At 64.2% G+C, this 19,358-nt stretch carries 15 protein-coding genes; 2 read left to right on the plus strand and 13 right to left on the minus strand.

Going from position 1 to position 19,358, the window contains the following annotated elements; translation table 11 throughout:
- The first annotated feature begins 25 nt into the window (after nucleotides 1-25).
- Nucleotides 26-1,345 (plus strand): erythromycin esterase family protein, encoded by a 1,320-nt coding sequence (locus HOP59_RS09695; protein WP_234253782.1) that lies wholly within the window; start codon nucleotides 26-28, stop codon nucleotides 1,343-1,345.
- A gap of 25 nt (nucleotides 1,346-1,370) precedes the next feature.
- Here HOP59_RS09695 and HOP59_RS09700 read toward each other — a convergent pair whose 3' ends face one another.
- The 8 genes from HOP59_RS09700 to HOP59_RS09735 form a co-directional block, all read right to left on the minus strand.
- Nucleotides 1,371-2,696, minus strand: a complete 1,326-nt coding sequence (locus HOP59_RS09700; protein ID WP_234253784.1) for an NAD(P)/FAD-dependent oxidoreductase — start codon at nucleotides 2,694-2,696, stop codon at nucleotides 1,371-1,373.
- Between the two features lie 148 nt (nucleotides 2,697-2,844).
- Nucleotides 2,845-4,326 (minus strand): NAD-dependent succinate-semialdehyde dehydrogenase, encoded by a 1,482-nt coding sequence (locus HOP59_RS09705; RefSeq protein ID WP_234253786.1) that lies wholly within the window; start codon nucleotides 4,324-4,326, stop codon nucleotides 2,845-2,847.
- Between the two features lie 202 nt (nucleotides 4,327-4,528).
- Entirely contained in the window at nucleotides 4,529-5,101 is a 573-nt protein-coding gene (locus tag HOP59_RS09710; RefSeq protein ID WP_234253788.1) for an Lrp/AsnC family transcriptional regulator, read from the minus strand.
- A 7-nt stretch (nucleotides 5,102-5,108) separates the two neighbouring features.
- Nucleotides 5,109-6,485, minus strand: a complete 1,377-nt coding sequence (locus HOP59_RS09715) for an aspartate aminotransferase family protein (RefSeq protein WP_234253790.1) — start codon at nucleotides 6,483-6,485, stop codon at nucleotides 5,109-5,111.
- Nucleotides 6,486-6,924: 439 nt separating this feature from the next.
- Nucleotides 6,925-7,428 carry an Lrp/AsnC family transcriptional regulator gene (locus HOP59_RS09720; RefSeq protein WP_234253791.1) on the minus strand — a complete coding sequence of 168 codons (504 nt, stop codon included), beginning with the start codon at nucleotides 7,426-7,428 and terminating at the stop codon, nucleotides 6,925-6,927.
- Between the two features lie 25 nt (nucleotides 7,429-7,453).
- Nucleotides 7,454-8,800: an aspartate aminotransferase family protein gene (locus HOP59_RS09725; protein ID WP_234253793.1), complete on the minus strand. Its 1,347-nt coding sequence runs from the start codon at nucleotides 8,798-8,800 to the stop codon at nucleotides 7,454-7,456.
- Complete coding sequence (locus HOP59_RS09730; protein ID WP_234253795.1) at nucleotides 8,797-9,861, minus strand: phosphotransferase; 1,065 nt, start codon at nucleotides 9,859-9,861, stop codon at nucleotides 8,797-8,799. The genes HOP59_RS09725 and HOP59_RS09730 overlap by 4 nt, the downstream gene beginning before the upstream one ends.
- A 155-nt stretch (nucleotides 9,862-10,016) precedes the next feature.
- Entirely contained in the window at nucleotides 10,017-10,943 is a 927-nt protein-coding gene (locus HOP59_RS09735) for a 2-hydroxyacid dehydrogenase (protein WP_234253798.1), read from the minus strand.
- A 335-nt stretch (nucleotides 10,944-11,278) separates the two neighbouring features.
- Here HOP59_RS09735 and HOP59_RS09740 point away from each other — a divergent pair, with 335 nt between their 5' ends.
- Nucleotides 11,279-12,895, plus strand: coding sequence for an ABC transporter substrate-binding protein (locus HOP59_RS09740; protein ID WP_234253801.1), 1,617 nt, complete (start codon nucleotides 11,279-11,281; stop codon nucleotides 12,893-12,895).
- A 167-nt stretch (nucleotides 12,896-13,062) separates the two neighbouring features.
- Here the strand turns inward: HOP59_RS09740 and HOP59_RS09745 are convergent, their stop codons facing one another.
- From HOP59_RS09745 to HOP59_RS09765, 5 genes are all read right to left on the minus strand, one after another.
- Nucleotides 13,063-13,836 (minus strand): cupin domain-containing protein, encoded by a 774-nt coding sequence (locus HOP59_RS09745; RefSeq protein ID WP_234253804.1) that lies wholly within the window; start codon nucleotides 13,834-13,836, stop codon nucleotides 13,063-13,065.
- A gap of 32 nt (nucleotides 13,837-13,868) precedes the next feature.
- Nucleotides 13,869-15,146, minus strand: a complete 1,278-nt coding sequence (locus HOP59_RS09750; RefSeq protein ID WP_234253806.1) for an NAD(P)/FAD-dependent oxidoreductase — start codon at nucleotides 15,144-15,146, stop codon at nucleotides 13,869-13,871.
- Nucleotides 15,143-16,633 carry an aldehyde dehydrogenase family protein gene (locus tag HOP59_RS09755; RefSeq protein WP_234253808.1) on the minus strand — a complete coding sequence of 497 codons (1,491 nt, stop codon included), beginning with the start codon at nucleotides 16,631-16,633 and terminating at the stop codon, nucleotides 15,143-15,145. Before HOP59_RS09755 ends, HOP59_RS09750 begins: the two co-directional genes overlap by 4 nt.
- Before the next feature lie 102 nt (nucleotides 16,634-16,735).
- Nucleotides 16,736-18,046, minus strand: coding sequence for an NAD(P)/FAD-dependent oxidoreductase (locus HOP59_RS09760; RefSeq protein ID WP_234253810.1), 1,311 nt, complete (start codon nucleotides 18,044-18,046; stop codon nucleotides 16,736-16,738).
- Between the two features lie 317 nt (nucleotides 18,047-18,363).
- Complete coding sequence (locus tag HOP59_RS09765; protein ID WP_234253812.1) at nucleotides 18,364-19,224, minus strand: GNAT family N-acetyltransferase; 861 nt, start codon at nucleotides 19,222-19,224, stop codon at nucleotides 18,364-18,366.
- Nucleotides 19,225-19,358: the final 134 nt, after the last annotated feature.

The raw sequence follows: 19,358 nt of genomic DNA on the forward strand, positions 1-19,358 counted from the left end.
TCTGCCTTCATGGAGGAGGTGCAATATGACGACTCCTCAGGACTACGTTCGCGACCATGCCATCCCCCTTGCCGGCGAGAGCCGTGACTACGACCGCCTGCTCGAGCAGGTTGGTGAGCGCTCACTGGTGCTGCTCGGCGAGGCCTCTCACGGCACTGCCGAGTTCTACCGCATGCGCGCCGAGATCACCCGACGGTTGATCCACGAAAAGGGCTTCGAGGCGGTGGTCGTCGAGGCCGACTGGCCCGACGCGCTGCGGCTCGACCGCTACGTGCGCGGGAGCGGCGCCGACACCCTCAAGAGCGCCTTCGACGACTTCCAGCGTTTCCCGCGGTGGATGTGGCGCAATACCGAAGTGCGCGACTTCATCGGCTGGCTCGAACGGCACAACGCCGGGCAGGGCGAGACGGGGCAGGTGGGCTTTCATGGCCTGGATATCTATAGCCTGCATCGCTCGGCGGAGGCGGTGATCGAGTACCTCGATGGCATCGACCCGGAGCAGGCGCGCATCGCCCGCGAGGGCTACGCCTGCCTCGACCACGGCGGCGATCCGGTACGCTATGGCCACGATGCCGCCTTCGGTCTCAGCCGTATCTGCGAGGACGCTGCCGTGCGCCTGCTCGCCGATCTGCTCGGGAAGTCCGGCGAGTATCTACGTGAGGATGGTCGAAGTGCCCGCGACGAGCAGTTCTTCGCCGAGCAGAACGCCCGCGTGGTGGTCAATGCGGAGCACTACTATCGCGCCATGTTCGGCTCGCGGGTGGATACCTGGAACCTGCGTGACGAGCACATGACCGACACTCTCGCCGAGCTGCGCGAGCATCTGCGTCGGCAGGGTGGGCAGGGCAAGCTGGTGGTGTGGGCGCACAACTCCCACCTGGGCGACGCATCCTTCACCGACATGGGCTGGCATCGTGGCCAGCACAACGTCGGCCAACTGGTGCGCCACCGCTTCGGTGCCGACCAGGCGCTGCTGGTGGGCTTCACCACCCATACCGGCTTCGTCTCGGCGGCCCGCGACTGGGGTGGGCCGGTGGAGCATCGTCGGGTTCGGCCGGCGATGGAAGGCAGCATCGAGCGGCTGTTCCATGACAGCGGTCCCGGCGACTTCTACCTGCCGCTGGGCGAGCGTGCCGCTCCGTTGAAGGAGCCGCTATGGGAGCGCGCCATCGGCGTGATTTACCGACCCGAGTCGGAGCGCATCAGCCACTACTTCAAGGCTGCCGTGGCCGAGCAGTTCGACGCCGTGTTCCACCTCGACGAGACCCGCGCCGTGGAGCCGTTCGACAAGGGCGAGCTGTGGCGACCGGAGGAGGTGCCGGATACCTATCCCTTCGGCGTCTGATGCCAGGGATGGATCCGGCCGGTCCTCAAAACTCCGAGACCTTGCCCCAGGCGCCCTTGTTCAAGCGTGCAAGCCGGTACTGACGGTGCTCGACGAACGGCGTCTTGCCGGTGACCATTTCCGCGATCAGGCGGCCGGCCCCCGGGCCGATGCCGAAACCGTGGCCGGAAAAGCCGGCTGCCAGCAGAAAGCCGGGCAGGTTCGCCGCCTCGTCGATGACCGGAACGCCGTCGGGCGTGCTGTCGATGTAGCCGGCCCAGCCAGCCTGCACGGGCACGCTGCCCAGGGCGGGCAACAGTAGGCGCGCACGGGCCAGGGTTTCTCTCAGGATTCGCTCCGATGGGCGCGGATCGAGAATGCGCACCCGCTCCATCGGCGTGGGCCGGTCGAGCGCCCACTTCCTGCGCGTTTCATGACCGGACTGCCAGCCCTGCAGGTCGCCGGGGGAGAGCAGTTGCCAGCGTTTGGCGAACATCGGCAGGAAATGCGTCGAAAAGCGAAACTGCTGCGGCGTCAGGTCCAGGCAGGCGCGCCCCGAGGTGGCCAGCGTATAGCCGCCGTCTCCCCGTCGGGTGACCGTTACCTCTGCCGTGTGCAGCGCATCGGGCAAGCCCTTGGCGCCTGGCATGACCGAGAGTATGGATGAGCGCACCGAGGCCTGCGGAAAGCGGATGCCCAGCTGGCGGCAAAAGGAGGAGGCCCAGGCGCCGCCGGCCATCACCACCTGCGACGTCTTGATCACGCCCTTCTCGGTGATCACCCCGGACACGCGCCCGGCTTCGGTTTCGACCCCGCGTGCCGCGCAGAACTGATGAATCGTGCCGCCATGCTTGATGACGCCCTTGGCGATCAGCGGCGCCGCTCGCGCCGGATCGGCGATGCCGTCCGTGGGCGAAAACACGCCCCCCAGCCAGGATTTTCCGGTCATCGCGCCGCGCTCGGTGGCTTCGGCGGCGCTCAGCATATGGGTGGTGACCCCCTGGGTGATGGCGAAGTCGCGCCATTTGGCCCAGCCATCCAGCTCGGCTTGGCTGTCCGATAGATAGAACAGCCCGCAGCGGCGGAAACCGAGGTCCTCGCCGAGGTCGGCGGTGATCTCTTCCCACAGCTCGAGGCTCTTGGTCGATAGTGGCAGCTCGCGTGCGTCACGATTCTGCTGGCGGCACCAGCCCCAGTTGCGGCTGGACTGCTCGGCGCCGATGCGGCCCTTTTCGAGCAGCGCCACACTCACGCCCTGGCGGGCCAGGTAATAGGCAGCACATACGCCGATGATGCCGCCGCCGATGACCACGGCATCGGCGCGCTCCGGCAGGTCCGGCGTGGATGGAATCGCTAACAATGGAGCCGGCATGAGGGCTTCTCCTGGCCAGACTATCGATGGTTGTACCGCTTCAGCGTGCCGATGCGGCCAGCGCCGCCAAAGCGGTAAGCTGCGACAATGCTCGATTCGTCCGTTCAGCCCTGCAGCTCGCCGGAACGGACGACCGTGACGCGACGCTTCAGGCGAGGTTGCCCTGGCACAGGTACTTGGTCGCCATGTAGTCGTCGAGACCGTAGCGCGAACCTTCGCGACCGTAGCCCGACTCCTTGATGCCGCCGAAGGGCGCCGATTCGGCGGCGAGCGCGCCTTCGTTGATGCCGACGAGGCCGGTCTGCAGACGCTCGGCGAGGCGCCAGATGCGTGCCACGTCGCGGGAGAAGAAGTAGGCGGCCAGGCCGTAGGGCGTATCGTTGGCTGCCGTTGCTACCTCTTCTTCATCGGCGAAGCGGAACAGCGGCACCACCGGGCCGAAGGTTTCGTCCTGGGCCAGCTCCATGTCGTGGCTGGCGTCGCCGAGCACGGTGGGCGCGTAGTAGTTGGGACCGGCAGTGACGCCGCCGCTCAGGCGCTGGCCACCGGTGAGCAGCGTGGCGCCGCGGGCCAGGGCATCCTGCACGTGACGTTCGATCTTGTCGACGGCGCGGGCGTTGATCATCGGGCCGATCTGGCTGTCGTCACGGTCGCCGGGGCCGACGCGAAGCGACTGAACGCGCGCCGTCAGCTTGTCGGCGAAGGCCTCATAGACCGATTCCTGGACATAGACCCGATTCGGGCTGACGCAGGTCTGGCCGCCGTTGCGGAACTTGGCCGCCATCAGGCCCTCGACCGCTGCGTCGAGATCGGCATCCTCGAACACGATGAAGGGGGCGTTACCACCGAGCTCGAGCGAGAGGCGCTTGAGCGTGGGAGCCGAATCGCGGGCCAGCAGCTTGCCGACCGCCGTCGAGCCGGTGAAGGTGATCTTGCGCACCCGGGAGTCGCTCAGCCAGGCGCCGACCACATCGCCGACCCGCTCCCGCGAGGAGGTGACGATGTTCAGCACGCCGGCGGGGATGCCGGCTTCCTCGGCCAGCGCGACCAGCGCCAGCGCGGTCAGCGGGGTGTCCTCGGCCGGCTTGGCGACCACGGTGCAGCCGGCAGCGAGGGCCGGCGCGATCTTGCGGGCGATCATCGCCAGCGGGAAGTTCCACGGTGTGATCGCCGCCACCACGCCGACCGGCTCCTTGGTCACCAGCATTCTCTTGCTGCCCACCGCGGCGGGGATGATGTCACCGTAGCTGCGCACCGCTTCCGCGGCGAACCAGTCCACGTAGGAGGCGCCATACGCCACTTCGCCACGCGCTTCCGCCAGGGGCTTGCCCTGCTCGCTGGAGATCAGGCGGGCGAGATCCTCGGTGTGCTCCTGGATCAGGGTATGCCAGCGCCGCAGCAGTCGTGCCCGCGCCGCTGCCGGCTGCTGGCGCCAGCTGTCGAAGGCGCGATAGGCGGCTGCGGTGGCGGCCTGTGCGTCGGCGGCGGTGCTGTCGGCGACGCTGATCAGGGTTTCACCGGTTGCCGGGTCGTCGACGGCGTAGTGTTCGCCGGTGACAGCGGGTTGCCACCGGCCATCGATGAAGTTGTCGGAGCGTACGAGTTCGGGGCGATCGAGGTTGAAAGACATGGCTGCTGCCTCGCTGGTTTTTAGGATGTCGAAGCCGGGGCAGCCAAAGAGCCTTGCCCCGAGACGATGCCGGCTGCTGCAATGAACCTATATTAGGCGTCTCGCCCCGGTGCAGGCTTTCGTAATGGGGGCCTGTCGTCGCAGATTCGGACGTTTTCGAGGGGGTGCACGGAAGCTTATGCCGTGAGGGGGTAGGGCAGGGTCAGTCGTGGTCGGAGATCAGCTTCTCGATCGGGTAGTATTTTTTTACCACGGGAGACTTGATCACGATGTAGCTGAAGTACTTGTCGATGCCGATATTATGCTCGAGCATGTCCTCCATGACGCTCTGGTAATGGACGACATTGCGGGTAAGGAAAGTCAGTTGATAGTCGAAGCCACCACTCACCAGATGACACTCGAGAACTTCATCCACTTTGCGTATATAAGCCTCGAAGCGTGCGAAGTCTTCGAGGCGGTGATCGGAGAGCGTTAGCTGGGTAAAGACCCGTTGAATGCTGCCGAGCTTCTCGAGCTGCAGATGCGCACCATAGTCGATGATGTAACCGGCTTTTTCCAGACGTTTGACACGAGTCAGGCAGGGACTGGGGGAGAGTCCGACGGCGTCTGCCAAAGCGACATTCGAAATCCGGCCGTTGCGCTGCAAATGGCTCAGAATGCGTATGTCGAGGCGGTCCAGTTTGGGTGCGCCGATCATCCAAGGCTCCGGTGGTTCGGTCTGTCGGTCCGGCAATGACAGAAAAATGCGACGCACCATTACCTGCGTGCGTCGCATGCGACCGTCAGCGCAGGGCCTGGCGTACTTCGGGCTGGTCAAGCACCGCATTCAGCGTACGTTCGAGGCGCTCGAACAGTAAGTCGAAGTCATTACTTGTATAGCAAAGTGCGGGGGCAAAGCCAAGGACGTTGTCGGCGAAAGCCCGCAGGATGATGCCGTTGTCATAAGCGGCTTCAAAGAGGCGATCGGCCAATTTCAATGAGGGATCGAAGCGCTCTTTGCTCTGCTTGTCGGCAACCAGTTCGAGAGCGCCAAGGAAGCCGCGACTGCGTGCATCGCCGACCAGGGGATGGTCGAGCATGGCGCGCAGGCCTTCTTCGAAGCGCGGTGCCAGGGCGATGCCGTTCTCCAGCAGGCCGCCCTCTTGATACAGACGCAGCACCTCCAGGGCAACGGCGGCACTGACGGGGTGGGCGGAGTAGGTGTGGCCATGCCCGATCGGCAGGTCCGCAGCGCCTTCGGCGATGCCCTGGTAGACGGCGTCGCTCATCATCACGGCTCCCATGGGGGCATAGCCGGCGGTCAGGCCCTTGGCCAGGGTCATCAGGTCCGGCGTGACGCCCTCGGCCTCACAGGCGAACATCGGCCCCGTACGACCGAAGCCGGTGATCACCTCGTCGACCACGAACAGAATGCCCAGCTCCTGGCAGCACTCCTGCATGGCCTTCAGCCAGCCCTTGGGCGGCACGATCACGCCGCCGGAGCCCTGAATGGGTTCGCAGAAGAAGGCCGCGACGCGGTCGGCGCCGAGCTCATGCACCTTGTCACGCAGTGCCGCAACGGAGGATTCGATGATGGCAGCGGGATCCGAGCCGAGCGGGTTGCGGTAAGGGTAGGGCGAGGGAATGCGATGCTGGTTGGGCAGCGGCAGATCGAAGTTGCGGTGGAACACCGGCAGGGCGGTCAGTCCCGCGCCCTGAGACGAGGAGCCATGGTAGCCGCGCTCGAGGGTGATGAAGTGCTTCTTCTCGCTTTTGCCCTGGGCGTTCCAGTAGTTGACGATGAAGCGGATCGCCGAGTCCACCGCGTCGGAGCCGCCCATGGTGAAATAGACGCGCTGCAGCGATGCCGGGGTCAATTCCACCAGCTTGGCGGCCAGGCGAATGGCCGGCTCGGAGCCGAAATGGAAATAGCCGGTAGCGTAGGGCAGTTGGCGCATCTGCTCCTCGGCGGCACGCACGATGCTCTCATGGCCATAGCCGGTGTTGACGCACCAGAGGCCGGAAAAGGCATCGAGGAGCTCGCGGCCGCTGCTGTCCTGCAGGTAGGCACCGCGCCCCGACGTGAGTACCGTTACGCCGCGCTGTTCATGGGTACGGTAGTTGACGACCGGATGGACGAGGTGGTCGCGATCCAGGGTGACGAGATTATCAGTTTGCATGGTCAGTCCGCCGAATATCGAATGAAGGAAACGCTGCATAAATGTCTGCGCGGACGAATCACTGCGTTGCGCGCTGCTCGACATCCTCACCTATACCCCATAGGCTCCGGTGCCTGCGCTGCGTGCGCCTAGTGCTTCATTCCGCTCGCCGATTTCTTCAGCGCTTCCTGAACGTTGGGCCTGGTGCGAGCCGCGCCGATTTGGCGCGGGTGTCGGCCTGCCAGTTATCCTCGGCGGTGGACACGCTGCACCCACGACCATGATAGTCAGCCGGGCGCAACGTTTTATTGCGACTATTCGCTTCGCCGGAACCGATAGTTTCGTAATCGTCACTGTTTCGGAAGATACTGTCGGCACCGCTCTATCGCTGTCATCGGGCCGCTGTCGCGCGTTGCTTCATGCACTGCGCACGGCGGTACATGCGCCGAACGGGCCAGTGTCATGCCCAGCTTGGTTTTCCTGTTGCGATAACGGTCAGTGGATCTCCGCGTTGAGCGAGTGGTCGGCGCAATACGACCCGGCTGGAGAACTTCTCGATGCCGATGTCGTCTTCCAATAGCCGCTCCATGAGCGCCTGAAAATGCGCGATATCCGGCGCCACGATTTTCAGAAGGTAATCGTAGCCGCCGCTGACGTTGTAGCATTCGACGATCTCGTCGTACTTGCCGGCCCCGGTTTCGAACTTGCGGAAGTCGTGCGGCCGATGGTTGCTGATGGTCACCTCGGAGAACACGATGACGTGACTGCCCAACTTCTCCAGCACGACGTCCGCGCCGTAGCCCCGAATGACGCCGATCTCCTGAAGCCGCTTGGTACGGGCGAGGCATGGGCTTTCACTGAGGCCGACGGCCGCGGACAGCTCGACATTGGAGCAGCGTCCCTCGCGCTGAAGATGCACGAGAATCTTCATGTCGAACTGATCGAGGGAGGCTGCAGATCGCATGGTCGATTACCTTCGAGGCCGTCGGTTACCGTGCCCGTGCCGCGAAGCTCAGCGCTTCGTCGAGCACTTCGATCACCATCCCGGCCTGTTCCGCTGACAGCACCAGTGGCGGTCGAATCTTGAGCACATTGTGGCCCATTGCGCAGGCGCTCAGCAGCACGCCCTTTTCGCGCATGCGATTGACGACCCGGGTAGTGAGTTCGCGGTCGGGTGTGCGCGTTGCACGGTCCGAGACGAGTTCCACACCGACGAACATGCCCACGCCGCGTACGTCGCCGATGGCCTCGTGCCGGCTGGCAAGCTCGGCGATGCCGTCACGCAGGAGCTTTCCGACTCTGGCGGCATGCTGTATCAGGCCTTCCTTTTCGATGGTATCCAGCACCGCCAGCGCCGCTGCACAGGACACGGTGTTGCCGGCGAAGGTGTTGAAGTAGCGTGATTTTTTGCCGAACTCCGCCAGCGCATCGGCGGTGGCCAGCAGCCCTGCGATGGGCTGTCCGTTGCCCATCGGCTTGCCCATGGTGACGATGTCCGGCGAGATGCCGTGACGCTGGAAGCCCCACATGTGCTCGCCCGTGCGGCCGAAGCCGGGCTGCACTTCGTCGGCGATAAAGAGGCCGCCGGCCCGCTTGATCGCATCGACCGTGCCCTTCAGGAAGCCCGCAGGCTCGGGGAGGATGCCGTCGCTGGTGAACACGGAGTCGACCAGGAGCATCGCCGGTTTGATGCCGTGACGCTTGAGATCGGCGATAGCCGCCTCGACGTCGCGGGTGAAGCGCTCGGCGAGATCGGCGCCCTCGGCATGATAGAGGCACGGTGCAGGGACCGTGCGCACGTGAGCGCCGAGGTCGACCGTCGTACCGAGGGATGGTGAGAATTTCGATACCGCATCGGTGAAGCCGTGGTAGGCGGTTTCAGTCACGATCACACCGGTGCCGCCGGTACGGACCTGGGCGATGCGATAGGCGATATCGTTCGCCTCGCTGCCGGTACAGGTCAACATGAGATGGGCAAGTTCGGTCTCGGGTACGGTGGCCAGCAGACGTTCGGCCAGTTCGAGAATCGTGTCGTGCAGATAGCGGGTGTTGGTCGCGAGAACCTTCACCTGATTGCAGACCGCCTCGGTCACCGCCGGGTGGCAGTGTCCGAGTGAGGCGACGTTGTTGTAGATGTCGAGGTAGCGGCGGCCATCCGGATCCATCAGCCACACGCCTTCGCCGCGCACGATATGCAGCGGATGTTCGTACATCAGCCGATAGGCCGGGCCGAGCAAGGCGTCGCGCCGCTCGATCATCGCCGCAGTGACGGGGCCCACGTCGGCGCGCCCGGGGATATAGGCGTTGACCATGTTGAGGTCGGTGGTGCTTTTCATCGACTTTCTCCTTTTCGTACTTCGGCCAGCAGGCGGTCGCGCGCCTCATCTCGGGAAAGGTCGGCCATCTGGGAGAGTGCCTCCCAGGACGCGGGGTTGTGGCGCATGATGTAGTCGCGATTCTCGGGGTAGCGTTTGGCGCGCCATTCCGAAATCAAGACGGTGATGAGATGGCGTGTCGCCATCAGATCGGCAACGATCTCCTGCTCGATGTCGGTAAGCGGCAGCGTTGCGTGATAGGCCCCGACGAACTGCGCCGCCCCCTCGAACGGGTCGGTGTGGCCCGCCGTGTGGAAGGCTGCCGCCGTTGCTACCTCGCCGACCAGTGGCGCATGCAGCATGTCGCCGAAGTCGATGATCCCCACGATGCGTTCATGATCTTCGGGCGCCACCAGCACGTTGTAGAGGTGAAAATCGTTGTGGATGACCTGAGCCCGCACCGAGGCCAGACGCGGCAGGACATGCTCGGTGAAGCGTGTCATGAACGACTCGGCGAGCGCACGACGTGGGGCGTCCACGATGGCATCCAGCTTGTCGACCAACCGGTGCGCGGTGGAGACGTTCCACAGCAGGTCATGCGTTGCCCCAGGGTGCGAGACATCGCGCAGCGCGAGGTTCAATTCGGCGAGCATGGTCCCCATGGCCCGACGCTGCGCGGCGGTCCGGGTCGTCTCGCGAATCTGAGTGCCGTCGAGATAGGTCAGCATCCGTACGCTGGTCTGGACCCCGTCGGGCAAGGTCACCGTATCCCGCGACAGTCCATCGAGCGTCCGTACCACGCGGGGCACCGGCTGGCCCGGCGTGACGCGGGCGATGTGGTCGAGTGCGGCGATCTGGAAATCGACGACCGAGACCGGCTCGGATGGATTGCTGATCTTGAAAACGTAACGCCTGCCGTCGGCGGTCTCGATGCGACAATTCTGGTCGCGTTCGCCCACCAGTGATTTGATGCTGCCATGGATGCCGTATAGGCGTCTGACCAGTGCGCTTACCTCGTCGGGTGCAAGGTTGGGCACTGCCGTGCTCAGCGCCGCTGTCGCAAGCGTAAGATTCTCCACCATCACGTACCTCGCTTCATCGTGGTGGCCTGGGGCAGGCATTCGGGTTCACTGACAAGTCTATGGCGGCCAGATCCATGGCGATGCTTTATTGCCGCAAGACTCGAGCAGTTTCCTTTTCGATCTGAATCCTGCGTGACATTTTCTGCGGCATGCATCTAATAACCACGCGTGCGATCGACCAACCCTTTCAATGGAAGTCCTTCCCGGTGGCGGCGCAGGTTGTCCAGCACGGCCTCGGCGGATGTGTCCGGCTGGGTCATGCTGGCAATATGAGGGGTCAGCATGATGCGCGGGTGATGCCAAAAGGGGTGCCCCTCAGGCAGCGGTTCGACGCTGCATACGTCGAGAATTGCCGTCGAGAGATGGTTGCGGTCCAGGGCATCCAGCAGGTCCTCTTCGACCAGGTGATCGCCGCGTCCCAGATTGATCAACATGGCCCCTTGCGGCAGTTGCCGGAACAGCTCCTGTGACAGGATGCCTCGTGTCTCGGCGGTCAGTGGCAGCAGGCAGATCAGGATATCGGTGCGTGCCAGGAAATCCACCAGGCCCCGTTCGCCGGTGAAGCATGCGACGCCAGGGAGGCTGCGTTCCGAACGGTTCCAGCCGGCACACTGGAAGCAGAAGTCGCGCAGCTTCTCGAGCACGGCCTGGCCCAGCACGCCCATGCCGAGTACCCCGACGCGGCGCGTGTTCGCCGTGCGCACCGGCATCGGCTTCCATATCCCGCTGCGCTGCTGGTTGGCATAGGTGAGCCAGTCACGGTGGGCCGCCAACACGGCCAGCGTGGCGTATTCGACCATTCCCGCGACCAGACCGCTCTCGATCATTCGCACGACCGGAATGTGCTCCGGTATTTGAGAAAGGTCGAACTGGTCGACGCCGGCCCCCACCGAAAATACCAGCTCCAGATTGGGAAAGGTCTGCAGGATATCTTCCGGTGGCTCCCAGGCGGCGAGGTAGCGCACCTGTCTTGGATCGCCAATGGAGGGCCAGATATGGAAATCGATATCTGGCGCTCGCTCGGCGAACAGCTCTGCCCAGCGTGCGCCGCGAACCGGTTCTGACTTGTAGAGAAAGCTCATGAATTTGTCTCCAATGCAATCTGGTCAGAGGTGATGGATCGATCAACTCTGACAACATCGAATGACCAAAACTAGGACAATCTTGCCTGCAGTTTCGCATGACACGTCTAGCCAAAGCTCAGTGAACATTGGCGGCATGATGTGCCGGAAAGCGGCCTAAATGCCGTGGATTGTGTGATTGAACCTACGGAAAACGGGGCAGTCATGCAGAACGTGGGTGCTGTAATGAGTGACGGAGCGATTGGAATGTTTTCCAGGAGGCTTTCCCTGCTAGAAGCGCAATGATGATAGTGAAACGTTAGCAGTACAACGAAAAAACACTTGGAGGCATTCAGATGAAAAACAACAAACTGCCCGGTGCTCAGCTCGCTTCGAGCCTGATGCGAACAGCCGGCCAAGGCGGCCATGGCTTCACCCGGCGCGATGTACTGCGCGGCATGGCCGCCGGTACCGTGCTGGCCGCCACCGCCGGCGGCTTGATGACCGGCGCGTCGTCCGCCTTCGCCCAGACGCCCCAGCGCGGCGGACGTATCAAGGTCGCGAGTGCGACCAGCTCGACCGCCGACACGCTGGACCCGGCCAAGGGGGCGAACTACACCGACTACTGCCGTCACTTCATGTTCTACAACGGCCTGACCACACTGGACGAGGCGCTGGTGCCGCGCATGTCGCTGGCGGAGTCGTTCGACACCGACGACGCCCTCACCTGGGTCGTCAAGCTGCGTCGGGACGTCGTCTTCCACGACGGTCAGCCGTTCACCTCGGCCGACGTGGTCTACTCGCTGAACCGCCACAAGGATCCGGATACCGCCTCCCGCGCCCTCAGCGTCGCTGAGCAGCTCGAAGAGGTCAGCGCCGCCGGCCCGCATGAAGTGCACATCCGGCTCACCAGTCCCAACGCCGACCTGCCGGCGATCCTCGCCACCTCCCACTTCCTCATCGTGCGCGACGGCGCCACGGACTTCAGCCTCGCCAACGGCACCGGGCCCTTCGAGTGCGCGGAGTTCCAGCCGGGAGTGCGTTCGGTCGCCGTGCGCAACGACAGCTACTGGAAGCCGGGTCAGCCCTACCTCGACGAGATCGAGTTCTTCGCGATCCCCGACGAGGCCGCGCGCATCAACGCCCTGCTCGCCGGGGACGTCGACCTCATCAACCCGGTCAATGCGCGCTCGATCCCACGCATCCTCAACAGCGCCAACGCCACGGCGATGGAATCCCCGACCGGCGCTTATACCAACCTGGTGATGCGCGACGAGCTGGGGCCGGTCAACAACCCGGACTTCGTGCTGGCGATGAAGTACATGCTCGATCGTGAGCAGATCCAGCGGCTCGCCTTCGGCGGCTTCGGCACTCTCGGCAACGACCAGCCGATCGCGCCCAGCCACCGCTACCACCTCGCCGACCTGCCGCAGCGCACCTTCGACCTGGACCGGGCGAAGTACCACCTGGAGCGCGCCGGCATCGGGAACCGTTCGATTCCCCTGGTGGCCTCCGAGGCCGCCACCGGCTCGGTGGACATGGCCCAGCTGATGCAGCTCTCGGCACAGCAAATCGGGCTCAGGCTCGATATTCGGCGGGTGCCGTCGGACGGCTACTGGTCCAACCACTGGATGAAGCATCCGCTGGGCTTCGGCGCCATCAGTGCGCGGCCGACCGCCGACCTGATGTTCAGCCTGTTCTTCCAGTCCGAGGCCGCCTGGAACGAGTCGGGCTGGCGCAACGAACAGTTCGACCAGCTGCTGCTGGCGGCACGCGGCGAGACCGACGAAGCCAAGCGCAAGCAGATGTACGGCGACATGCAGGTACTGATCCACGAGCACGGCGGCATCGGCATCCCGCAGTTCAGGAGCAGCATCGACGGCCACAGCACCAAGCTGCAGGGGCTGACCCCTCATCCGCTGGGTGGCCTGATGGGCTACATGTTCGCCGAACACGTCTGGCTGGACGCCTGAGGAGCCGGATGCCTGAGGAGTCGGCATCCCGGTGAAGCGTGGAACGTGAGAAGCGAGAAATGAGAAAGAAGAAGGGAGCGGCCACACTGGGCGCTCCCTTCTTTTTATTGCTGGTTATTATCGCTGGATATTTATTGCTGGCGCGCAGCCAATTGTGTAACGAATTCTCAGGCCGGGCGGTAAATCGCGTACACCTTCTTCACATCTTCGCGGCTTTCCCAGCTCCATACCGCCCCTTTCTCGACCAGGCAGATGTCGCCCTTGGTGTAGGTACGAGTGGCACCGTTCTGCTCAACGACCGTGACGGCCCCCGCCAGCAGGTGCATCAGTTCGTACTGCCGCGATTCCATGGCACGACGGTGGTAGGGAGTCGAATCCCAGGTGCCGCACATGAATTCCTCGTCGGCGGAGCGGTAGTCGGTATGGTTGCGGCAAGAGGGCGTCGGACCGATCAGCAGCTCCACCAGGGGAGTGCCGGAGGGCTCCAACGTTGCCGCTTCGTCGACGGCGATCAGATTGCCCTCGCCGGCACTTTCACCCAGGTAGCGTATATAGAGGAGGGTGGTGGGTTGCGGGCAGTGCCAGTCGAAGCCGGCGCCGGCACTCAGCACGGCACTGGCGCTGTCGGCCAGCGCGAGAGTCTGGCCCTGGCGGTTCAGTGTCAGGCTGCCGTCGCAAAGAATGATGAACTCGTCGGTAGGCAGTTCGGCCACGCTGCCCGTGCCCGCTTCCAGCCGGATGGCGCCGATTTCGACCGGACAGGCGGGGATTGCCAGAGGGTAGCGGTTTGCCAGGAAGGCATCCGTCTGGCCGTCGGCTTGGCCAGCGGTGTCGGCAGTGACCTCCCTGGCGAACTGGCGGAGGTCGATGATGGAAGGGTGGGCTGGCAGGCTGGAAGCCTGGCGCGAGTCGAGCTGGCGTGGGTCGAGAGAGTGCAGCATGAGAACCTCGGATCGATTATGGGTGGAAGTCTTCAGGGAAGCATGTCTTTCATGCGGTAATAGGCACCCACGATGGGCAGGAACCAGGGCTTGCCCGTGTGCATGGGAACGGCTCGCCAGGACAGGCCCTCGAGCGGATTGGTGCCCTTGCGGCCCATGGCGATATCGGCGAGCACGTTGCCGATCAGGGTCGAGACCTGCGCGCCATGTCCCGAATAGCCCATGCCGTAGATCACCCCATCGGCGGTGCCGGCGCGCGGGTAGCGATCCTGGGTGCAGCCGACGAGACCGCCCCAGCAGTAGTCAATCTCCACGTCGGCCAGCTGCGGGAAGACCTCGAGCATTTGTTTGCGCAGCAGTTGCCCGGAGCTGACGTCCGTCTTCTGATTCGACGCCGAGGAGAAGCGGGCCCTGCCGCCGAACAGCACGCGGTTGTCCGGGGTGAGGCGGAAGTAGTTGGCGATGTTGAGCGAGTTCGTGTAGTTGCGGTTGCCCGGCATCGTCGCCGCGACCTCTTCCGCGGTGAGCGGGCGCGTGACGATGATGAAGGAGGCGACCGACATCATCCGCCGACGGAAATAGCCGAAGGTCTCCGTGGTGTAGGCATCGGTGGCCAGGATGACCTGCCGGGCGACGAGGGAGCCGGTCGGCGTGGTCAGTCGCCAGCCGTTCGGTACCCGCTCGCGGGCAATGACGGGATTGTGCTCCCAGATGGTCGCGCCGTGACGATGGGCGGCCTGGGCCATGCCGGTGACGTAGCGTCCCATGTGCATCATGGCGGATTTCGGCGACAGCACGCCGCCGTGGAAGGCGTCCGAGCCCAGCTCCTTGCGCACGTCCTCGCGTGACAGCCACTCCACCGTGGGGTCGACCTCGCGGCGGAGCTCGTCGCACATGGCCTGCAGCTTCTTCACGTGGGAGGGCTTGGAGGCCAGCTTGATCTTGCCGCCCCGGCGGAAGCCGCAGTCGATCTTCTCTTCGTCGATGATCGCCTCGATCATGTCGATCGAATCGTCATAGGCTTGCCACAGGCGGCGCGCCTGGGCGTCGCCGAAACGCGCCTTGATGGCGCCGAAGCTGGCGAAATGACCGCTGTTGAGGTGCCCGCCGTTACGTCCCGATGCGCCATAGCCGACATGTTCGGCCTCGAGCAGGGCGACCTTGAGGCCGGATTTCGCCAGCTGCCGGGCGGCATTGAGGCCGGTGAAGCCTGCGCCGATCACCGCTACCTCGAACTCTCCCGAGACAGGGCCAGCCGCGGCCTGGTCGAAGGAAGCCGAGGTGTCGTGCCAGTAGGATACGAATTTCATTGCTGCATCTCCTGCGAGAAGTCGACGAGCACACTCTTTATTCTGAGGTTCGCTTCGTACGCCTGGCGTCCGAGGTCCTTGCCGATGCCGGAGCGCTTGTAGCCGCCGGTGGGTATCACGAAGTCGGCGGTACGCCCATAGCGGTTGATCCACACGGTACCCGCCTCGATGCCGCGCGCCAGCCGCAGGGCCCGGCCGATGTCCGCGGTATGCACACCGGCGGCCAGGCCATATTCGGGGTGGTCGGCGAGGGCCTGGGCTTCCTCTTCGTCGTCGAAGGTCTGCACGGTGAGCACCGGGCCGAAGATCTCGTTCTTCACGGCTTCCATCTGCTGGTCGACGTCGCTCAGGATGGTCGGCTGGTAGAACCCGCCAGCGTTACCCATCGAGAGGCACTGCCCACCGGTGACGATACGTGCCCCCTGTGCTGTGCTGCGCTGCACGATGCCATCGATACGTTCCATCTCGCGGCTGGAGATGATCGGGCACAGGGTGGTGTCCGGCTCCCAGGTGTAACCGGCCTTGAGTTCCGCCACGATGGCGACGAGCCGCTCGATGAACCTGTCGGCGATGGAGCGCTGCACGATCAGACGCGAGCCGGCAACGCATACCTGGCCGGCGTTGGTGGTGATCGCCCGCGCCACGGTGCGCGCCGTTCTTTCCAGGTCGTGGACGTCGGCGAAGACCACCTGCGGGCTCTTGCCGCCGAGCTCCAGCGTTACCGCCTTGGTACCGCTCTCGGCACATGCCGCCATGATGGCCGCGCCGGTTCGGGTCGAACCGGTGAAGGTCATCTTGGCAATCTTGGGATGGCGACACAGTGCATCGCCGGTGGTGAGACCATCGCCCTGCACGACGTTGAAGATGCCTTCCGGCACGCCGGCTTCGACGGCCAGTTCCGCCATCCGCAGCACGCTGAATGGCGTCATCTCGGATGGCTTGAGCACCATGGCATTACCGGCGGCCAGGGCGGGGCCCACCTTCCATGAGGAGGTCACCAGCGGAAAATTCCAGGGCACGATGGAGCCGATGACACCGTAGGGTTCCGCGATCGTCATGCCGAGATGGTCGTTGCGTGTCGCAGCCACCTCGCCGCCGATCTTGTCCGCCCACTCCGCATAGAAGCGGATGCCCTCGGCGGTAAATGGCACGTCCCAGCCTGCCGCATCACGGATCGGCCGGGTCGAGCCGACGGCTTCGAGCGGTGCCAGCGTCTTGACGTCGGCCTCGATCAGATCCGCCCAGCGCCGCAGGATGCGTGCGCGGTCACGCGGTGCGCAGCGTGCCCAGTCGCTGTACTTGTAGGCGTTCCACGAGTCCTGTACCGCCCGGTCGACGAGGTCGGCGTCCGCCACCGGCAGACCTGCGTAGGTAACGCCGTCGGAAGGCCGTTGCACATCGATCGCACTCGAACTGCCGGCGATGTAACGGCCGCCGATGAAGTGTGCACTGCGTACCGTTATCCGGTTCGGGTCAAAGCTTTCCATGACAACATCCTCTCGACAGTTCTCTCGACAGTTGGGTGAGCCGGGGCGTACGAAGCCCGAGGCCTGGCTGGCAGGGCCGGCGGATGACTGCATCGGTGCGAGTCATCGGCTGGCGCGCCACATTGCGATTCGGTCCTGCATTCCATAGCCCTGGATGACGGCCGGCATGAACCACGGATTGCCACGATAGAAAGGGATGCAGGGCGGCGGCCTGAAGTCGAAGGCCGAGCAGGCGTGCTCGCTGCTTCGCAGCAGCTTGTGGGCCGCGCGGGTACCAACCCACGGTGCCCAGACCACGCCTGAGCCGCAAAAGCCGGTGGCGTAGAGCACGCCGTTCTTTTCGAAGATTCGCGGCAGCATGTCGCGGTTCATCGCCACGTTGCCGAACCAGCTGTGGGAGAGGCGCACGTTCTCGAGTTCGGGAAAGCGCGTCACCAACCCCTTGCGCAGGCGCAGCGTCGGTGCCGTCGGGTCGCCGACCCGGGAGCTGTCGCGGCCGCCCAGCAGGATGCGCCTGCCGTCGGGTGAGGGGCGGTAATAGAAGCCCAGCTGCAGGCCCTCGCCCATCATCATCCGCTTGGGCATCAGCCGCGCCATCAGCTCGGGAGGAAGCTCCTCGGTGGCGATGATGCGGCTGCGCACCGGCACCAGGCGACGGCGCAGGAAGGGCGTAGCGCCATCGGTGTAGCCGTTGGTGCAGACCAGAACCTGCCGCGCCTGAACCGTACCGGCCGAGGTCGTGACGCGGAATCCAGCGCCTTCCCGCGCTATCGACGTCACGGCGGTATGTGAGTGGACCGTCAGCCCCTCGGCCAATGCCACGCGCAGCAGTTCGGCATGGAACTTGGCCGGGGTCAGACCGCCGATGTCCATCCTGACCGTGCCGCCGCGGTAGAAGTCGGTGCCGATATAGTCGCGCTGTTCGCCGTGCGGAACGGCGTAGGACTCGATGCCCAGTCGCTTCGCCAGCGCCTCGGCACCGCGGGCCATGCTCTCGTACTGTTCATGGCCGATGGCACCGCGGAACAGGCCGCTGAGCTGGAGGTCGCAGTCGAGCCCTTCGGTCGCGATGAAATCGTAGAGAAACTCCCGGGCGAGCTTGCCTTCCGCCTCGATGGCCAGCGCCTTCTGCTCGCCGAAGCGGCGGCTGAGCGTGGCGTAGTCCGGGCGAATGCTGCCGCTGGTGATCCCGCCGTTGCGCGATGAGGCGCCTTCGCCCGGACTCATGGCGTCGAATGCTGCCACCGACCGACCTGCGCGTGCCAGTTCCAGCCCCGCCGCCAGACCGGCGTAGCCGGCGCCCACGATCAACACATCGAGTTGCCTGAGCGGTGTTTGTTGCGGCAGCGGTTTGACGGGTGCCGTTTCCCACCAAAAGGACGTGCTCTGTTCGGCGATGCTGCGTTCGTGCATGGGAAGGCCTCACGTCGAGTATCAGGCGAGGATTGATATCGAGAGTTTCCCGGGCCAGCGGCCCGTCATGATAAGAAGTATGGCGCTTTAGTTTTCCGTAGAGTCGCCGAAACTCGAGGGGTAGGCGGCAGGAAACACCGAAAACGGTGCCGCTGTTGATATATCGATCCGTGCCCTATGCAAGAGGTCCCTGCACTGTCATGGCATGTCCGGGCAGCGCTAATCGCCAATGATTTTTGCCGGTGTCGAGAAAGGAGAGGAGGGGCGCATCCGCCACCTCCTCTTCTGTTGGCCGTGATGAGTGATGACGTTCCGGATCAGCCCAGCGCCTGGTTGATGATGGCGAACTGCTGCAGGCCGAATGCCGGTACCGGTGCTTCGCCTTTGACCATGGCAACGACGGTATCGACCTGCAACAGGCCGAGCTCCTGCAGCCAGGGGCTCAGGTGACCGGAATCGTGGACGTCGATGCGGATGAAGGAGTCGACACGCGCCCCCATCCAGTAGCTGATCATGGCCTTGGCCCGCTCGGCAGAGGATGCCACTACCGGTCCGATCACGTAGCCGTGGCCGAAACGCCGCATCAGGGCGAATCCGGTGAGCTCCCCCTGGTTGTCGAGCACCACGCCATCGGCGACCTGAAGCAGTTCGTTCAGCGCCGCTGCCCGGGGCATGCCGGTACCGGCTGTCGCCAGCTCGATCAGCTTGGCGCGATCGTTCACGCCTGCCGGCCGTATGCGCTCACCGGGCGGTGGCGCAACGATTTCGGGCTGAACGACGGTGCCCTGGTGCTGGTGGACCGTGCCGATGGGCTTGAAGCCGAGTCGCTCGTACAGCGGCTGACCCTCTGGGGTGGCGAGCAAGAGCGTATTGCGCTCGCCGGTCAGGTGGAGAATCGACTCCATCAATGCGCGCCCGATGCCTTTCCCCTGGGCTTCCGGCGATACGATGATCATGCCGAGCGTTGCATGGTCGCTGCCATGACTCCAACACATGGCAGTGCCGATGACCTCACCATTGCGCTCGGCAACGAAACCGCTGCCGAGACGATGCACGAGCTGCCAGTCTTCCAGGCGATGTGGCCAGCGTACCGCTTGCGAGAGTCGATGAGCGGCAGGTAGGTCGCTCCCCAACATGGGCCGATAGGTAATGTCGGTATCAAGGTTCTGGACTGCCATAAGAAGTTCCTCCATAGCTCTTCGTACTCTGGCGTCTGCACAGGGGCATTACTAGGATGTTCTTGCCGATATGGAGGGCTGATTATGGTGGCGGGAAAATTCGGTAGTAATGTTTGCAGAGGGAAGTCATAGCG

The organism is Billgrantia aerodenitrificans (assembly GCF_021404405.1).
Lineage (GTDB): Bacteria > Pseudomonadota > Gammaproteobacteria > Pseudomonadales > Halomonadaceae > Halomonas > Halomonas aerodenitrificans.

Bases quoted from the DNA above. Each gene is read 5' to 3' on its own strand.
- HOP59_RS09695 (WP_234253782.1), top strand. From the start codon at position 26: ATGACGACTCCTCAGGACTACGTTCGCGACCATGCCATCCCCCTTGCC.
- HOP59_RS09700 (WP_234253784.1), bottom strand. From the start codon at position 2,696: ATGCCGGCTCCATTGTTAGCGATTCCATCCACGCCGGACCTGCCGGAG.
- HOP59_RS09705 (WP_234253786.1), bottom strand. From the start codon at position 4,326: ATGTCTTTCAACCTCGATCGCCCCGAACTCGTACGCTCCGACAACTTC.
- HOP59_RS09710 (WP_234253788.1), bottom strand. From the start codon at position 5,101: ATGCGACGCACGCAGGTAATGGTGCGTCGCATTTTTCTGTCATTGCCG.
- HOP59_RS09715 (WP_234253790.1), bottom strand. From the start codon at position 6,485: ATGCAAACTGATAATCTCGTCACCCTGGATCGCGACCACCTCGTCCAT.
- HOP59_RS09720 (WP_234253791.1), bottom strand. From the start codon at position 7,428: ATGCGATCTGCAGCCTCCCTCGATCAGTTCGACATGAAGATTCTCGTG.
- HOP59_RS09725 (WP_234253793.1), bottom strand. From the start codon at position 8,800: ATGAAAAGCACCACCGACCTCAACATGGTCAACGCCTATATCCCCGGG.
- HOP59_RS09730 (WP_234253795.1), bottom strand. From the start codon at position 9,861: ATGGTGGAGAATCTTACGCTTGCGACAGCGGCGCTGAGCACGGCAGTG.
- HOP59_RS09735 (WP_234253798.1), bottom strand. From the start codon at position 10,943: ATGAGCTTTCTCTACAAGTCAGAACCGGTTCGCGGCGCACGCTGGGCA.
- HOP59_RS09740 (WP_234253801.1), top strand. From the start codon at position 11,279: ATGAAAAACAACAAACTGCCCGGTGCTCAGCTCGCTTCGAGCCTGATG.
- HOP59_RS09745 (WP_234253804.1), bottom strand. From the start codon at position 13,836: ATGCTGCACTCTCTCGACCCACGCCAGCTCGACTCGCGCCAGGCTTCC.
- HOP59_RS09750 (WP_234253806.1), bottom strand. From the start codon at position 15,146: ATGAAATTCGTATCCTACTGGCACGACACCTCGGCTTCCTTCGACCAG.
- HOP59_RS09755 (WP_234253808.1), bottom strand. From the start codon at position 16,633: ATGGAAAGCTTTGACCCGAACCGGATAACGGTACGCAGTGCACACTTC.
- HOP59_RS09760 (WP_234253810.1), bottom strand. From the start codon at position 18,046: ATGCACGAACGCAGCATCGCCGAACAGAGCACGTCCTTTTGGTGGGAA.
- HOP59_RS09765 (WP_234253812.1), bottom strand. From the start codon at position 19,224: ATGGCAGTCCAGAACCTTGATACCGACATTACCTATCGGCCCATGTTG.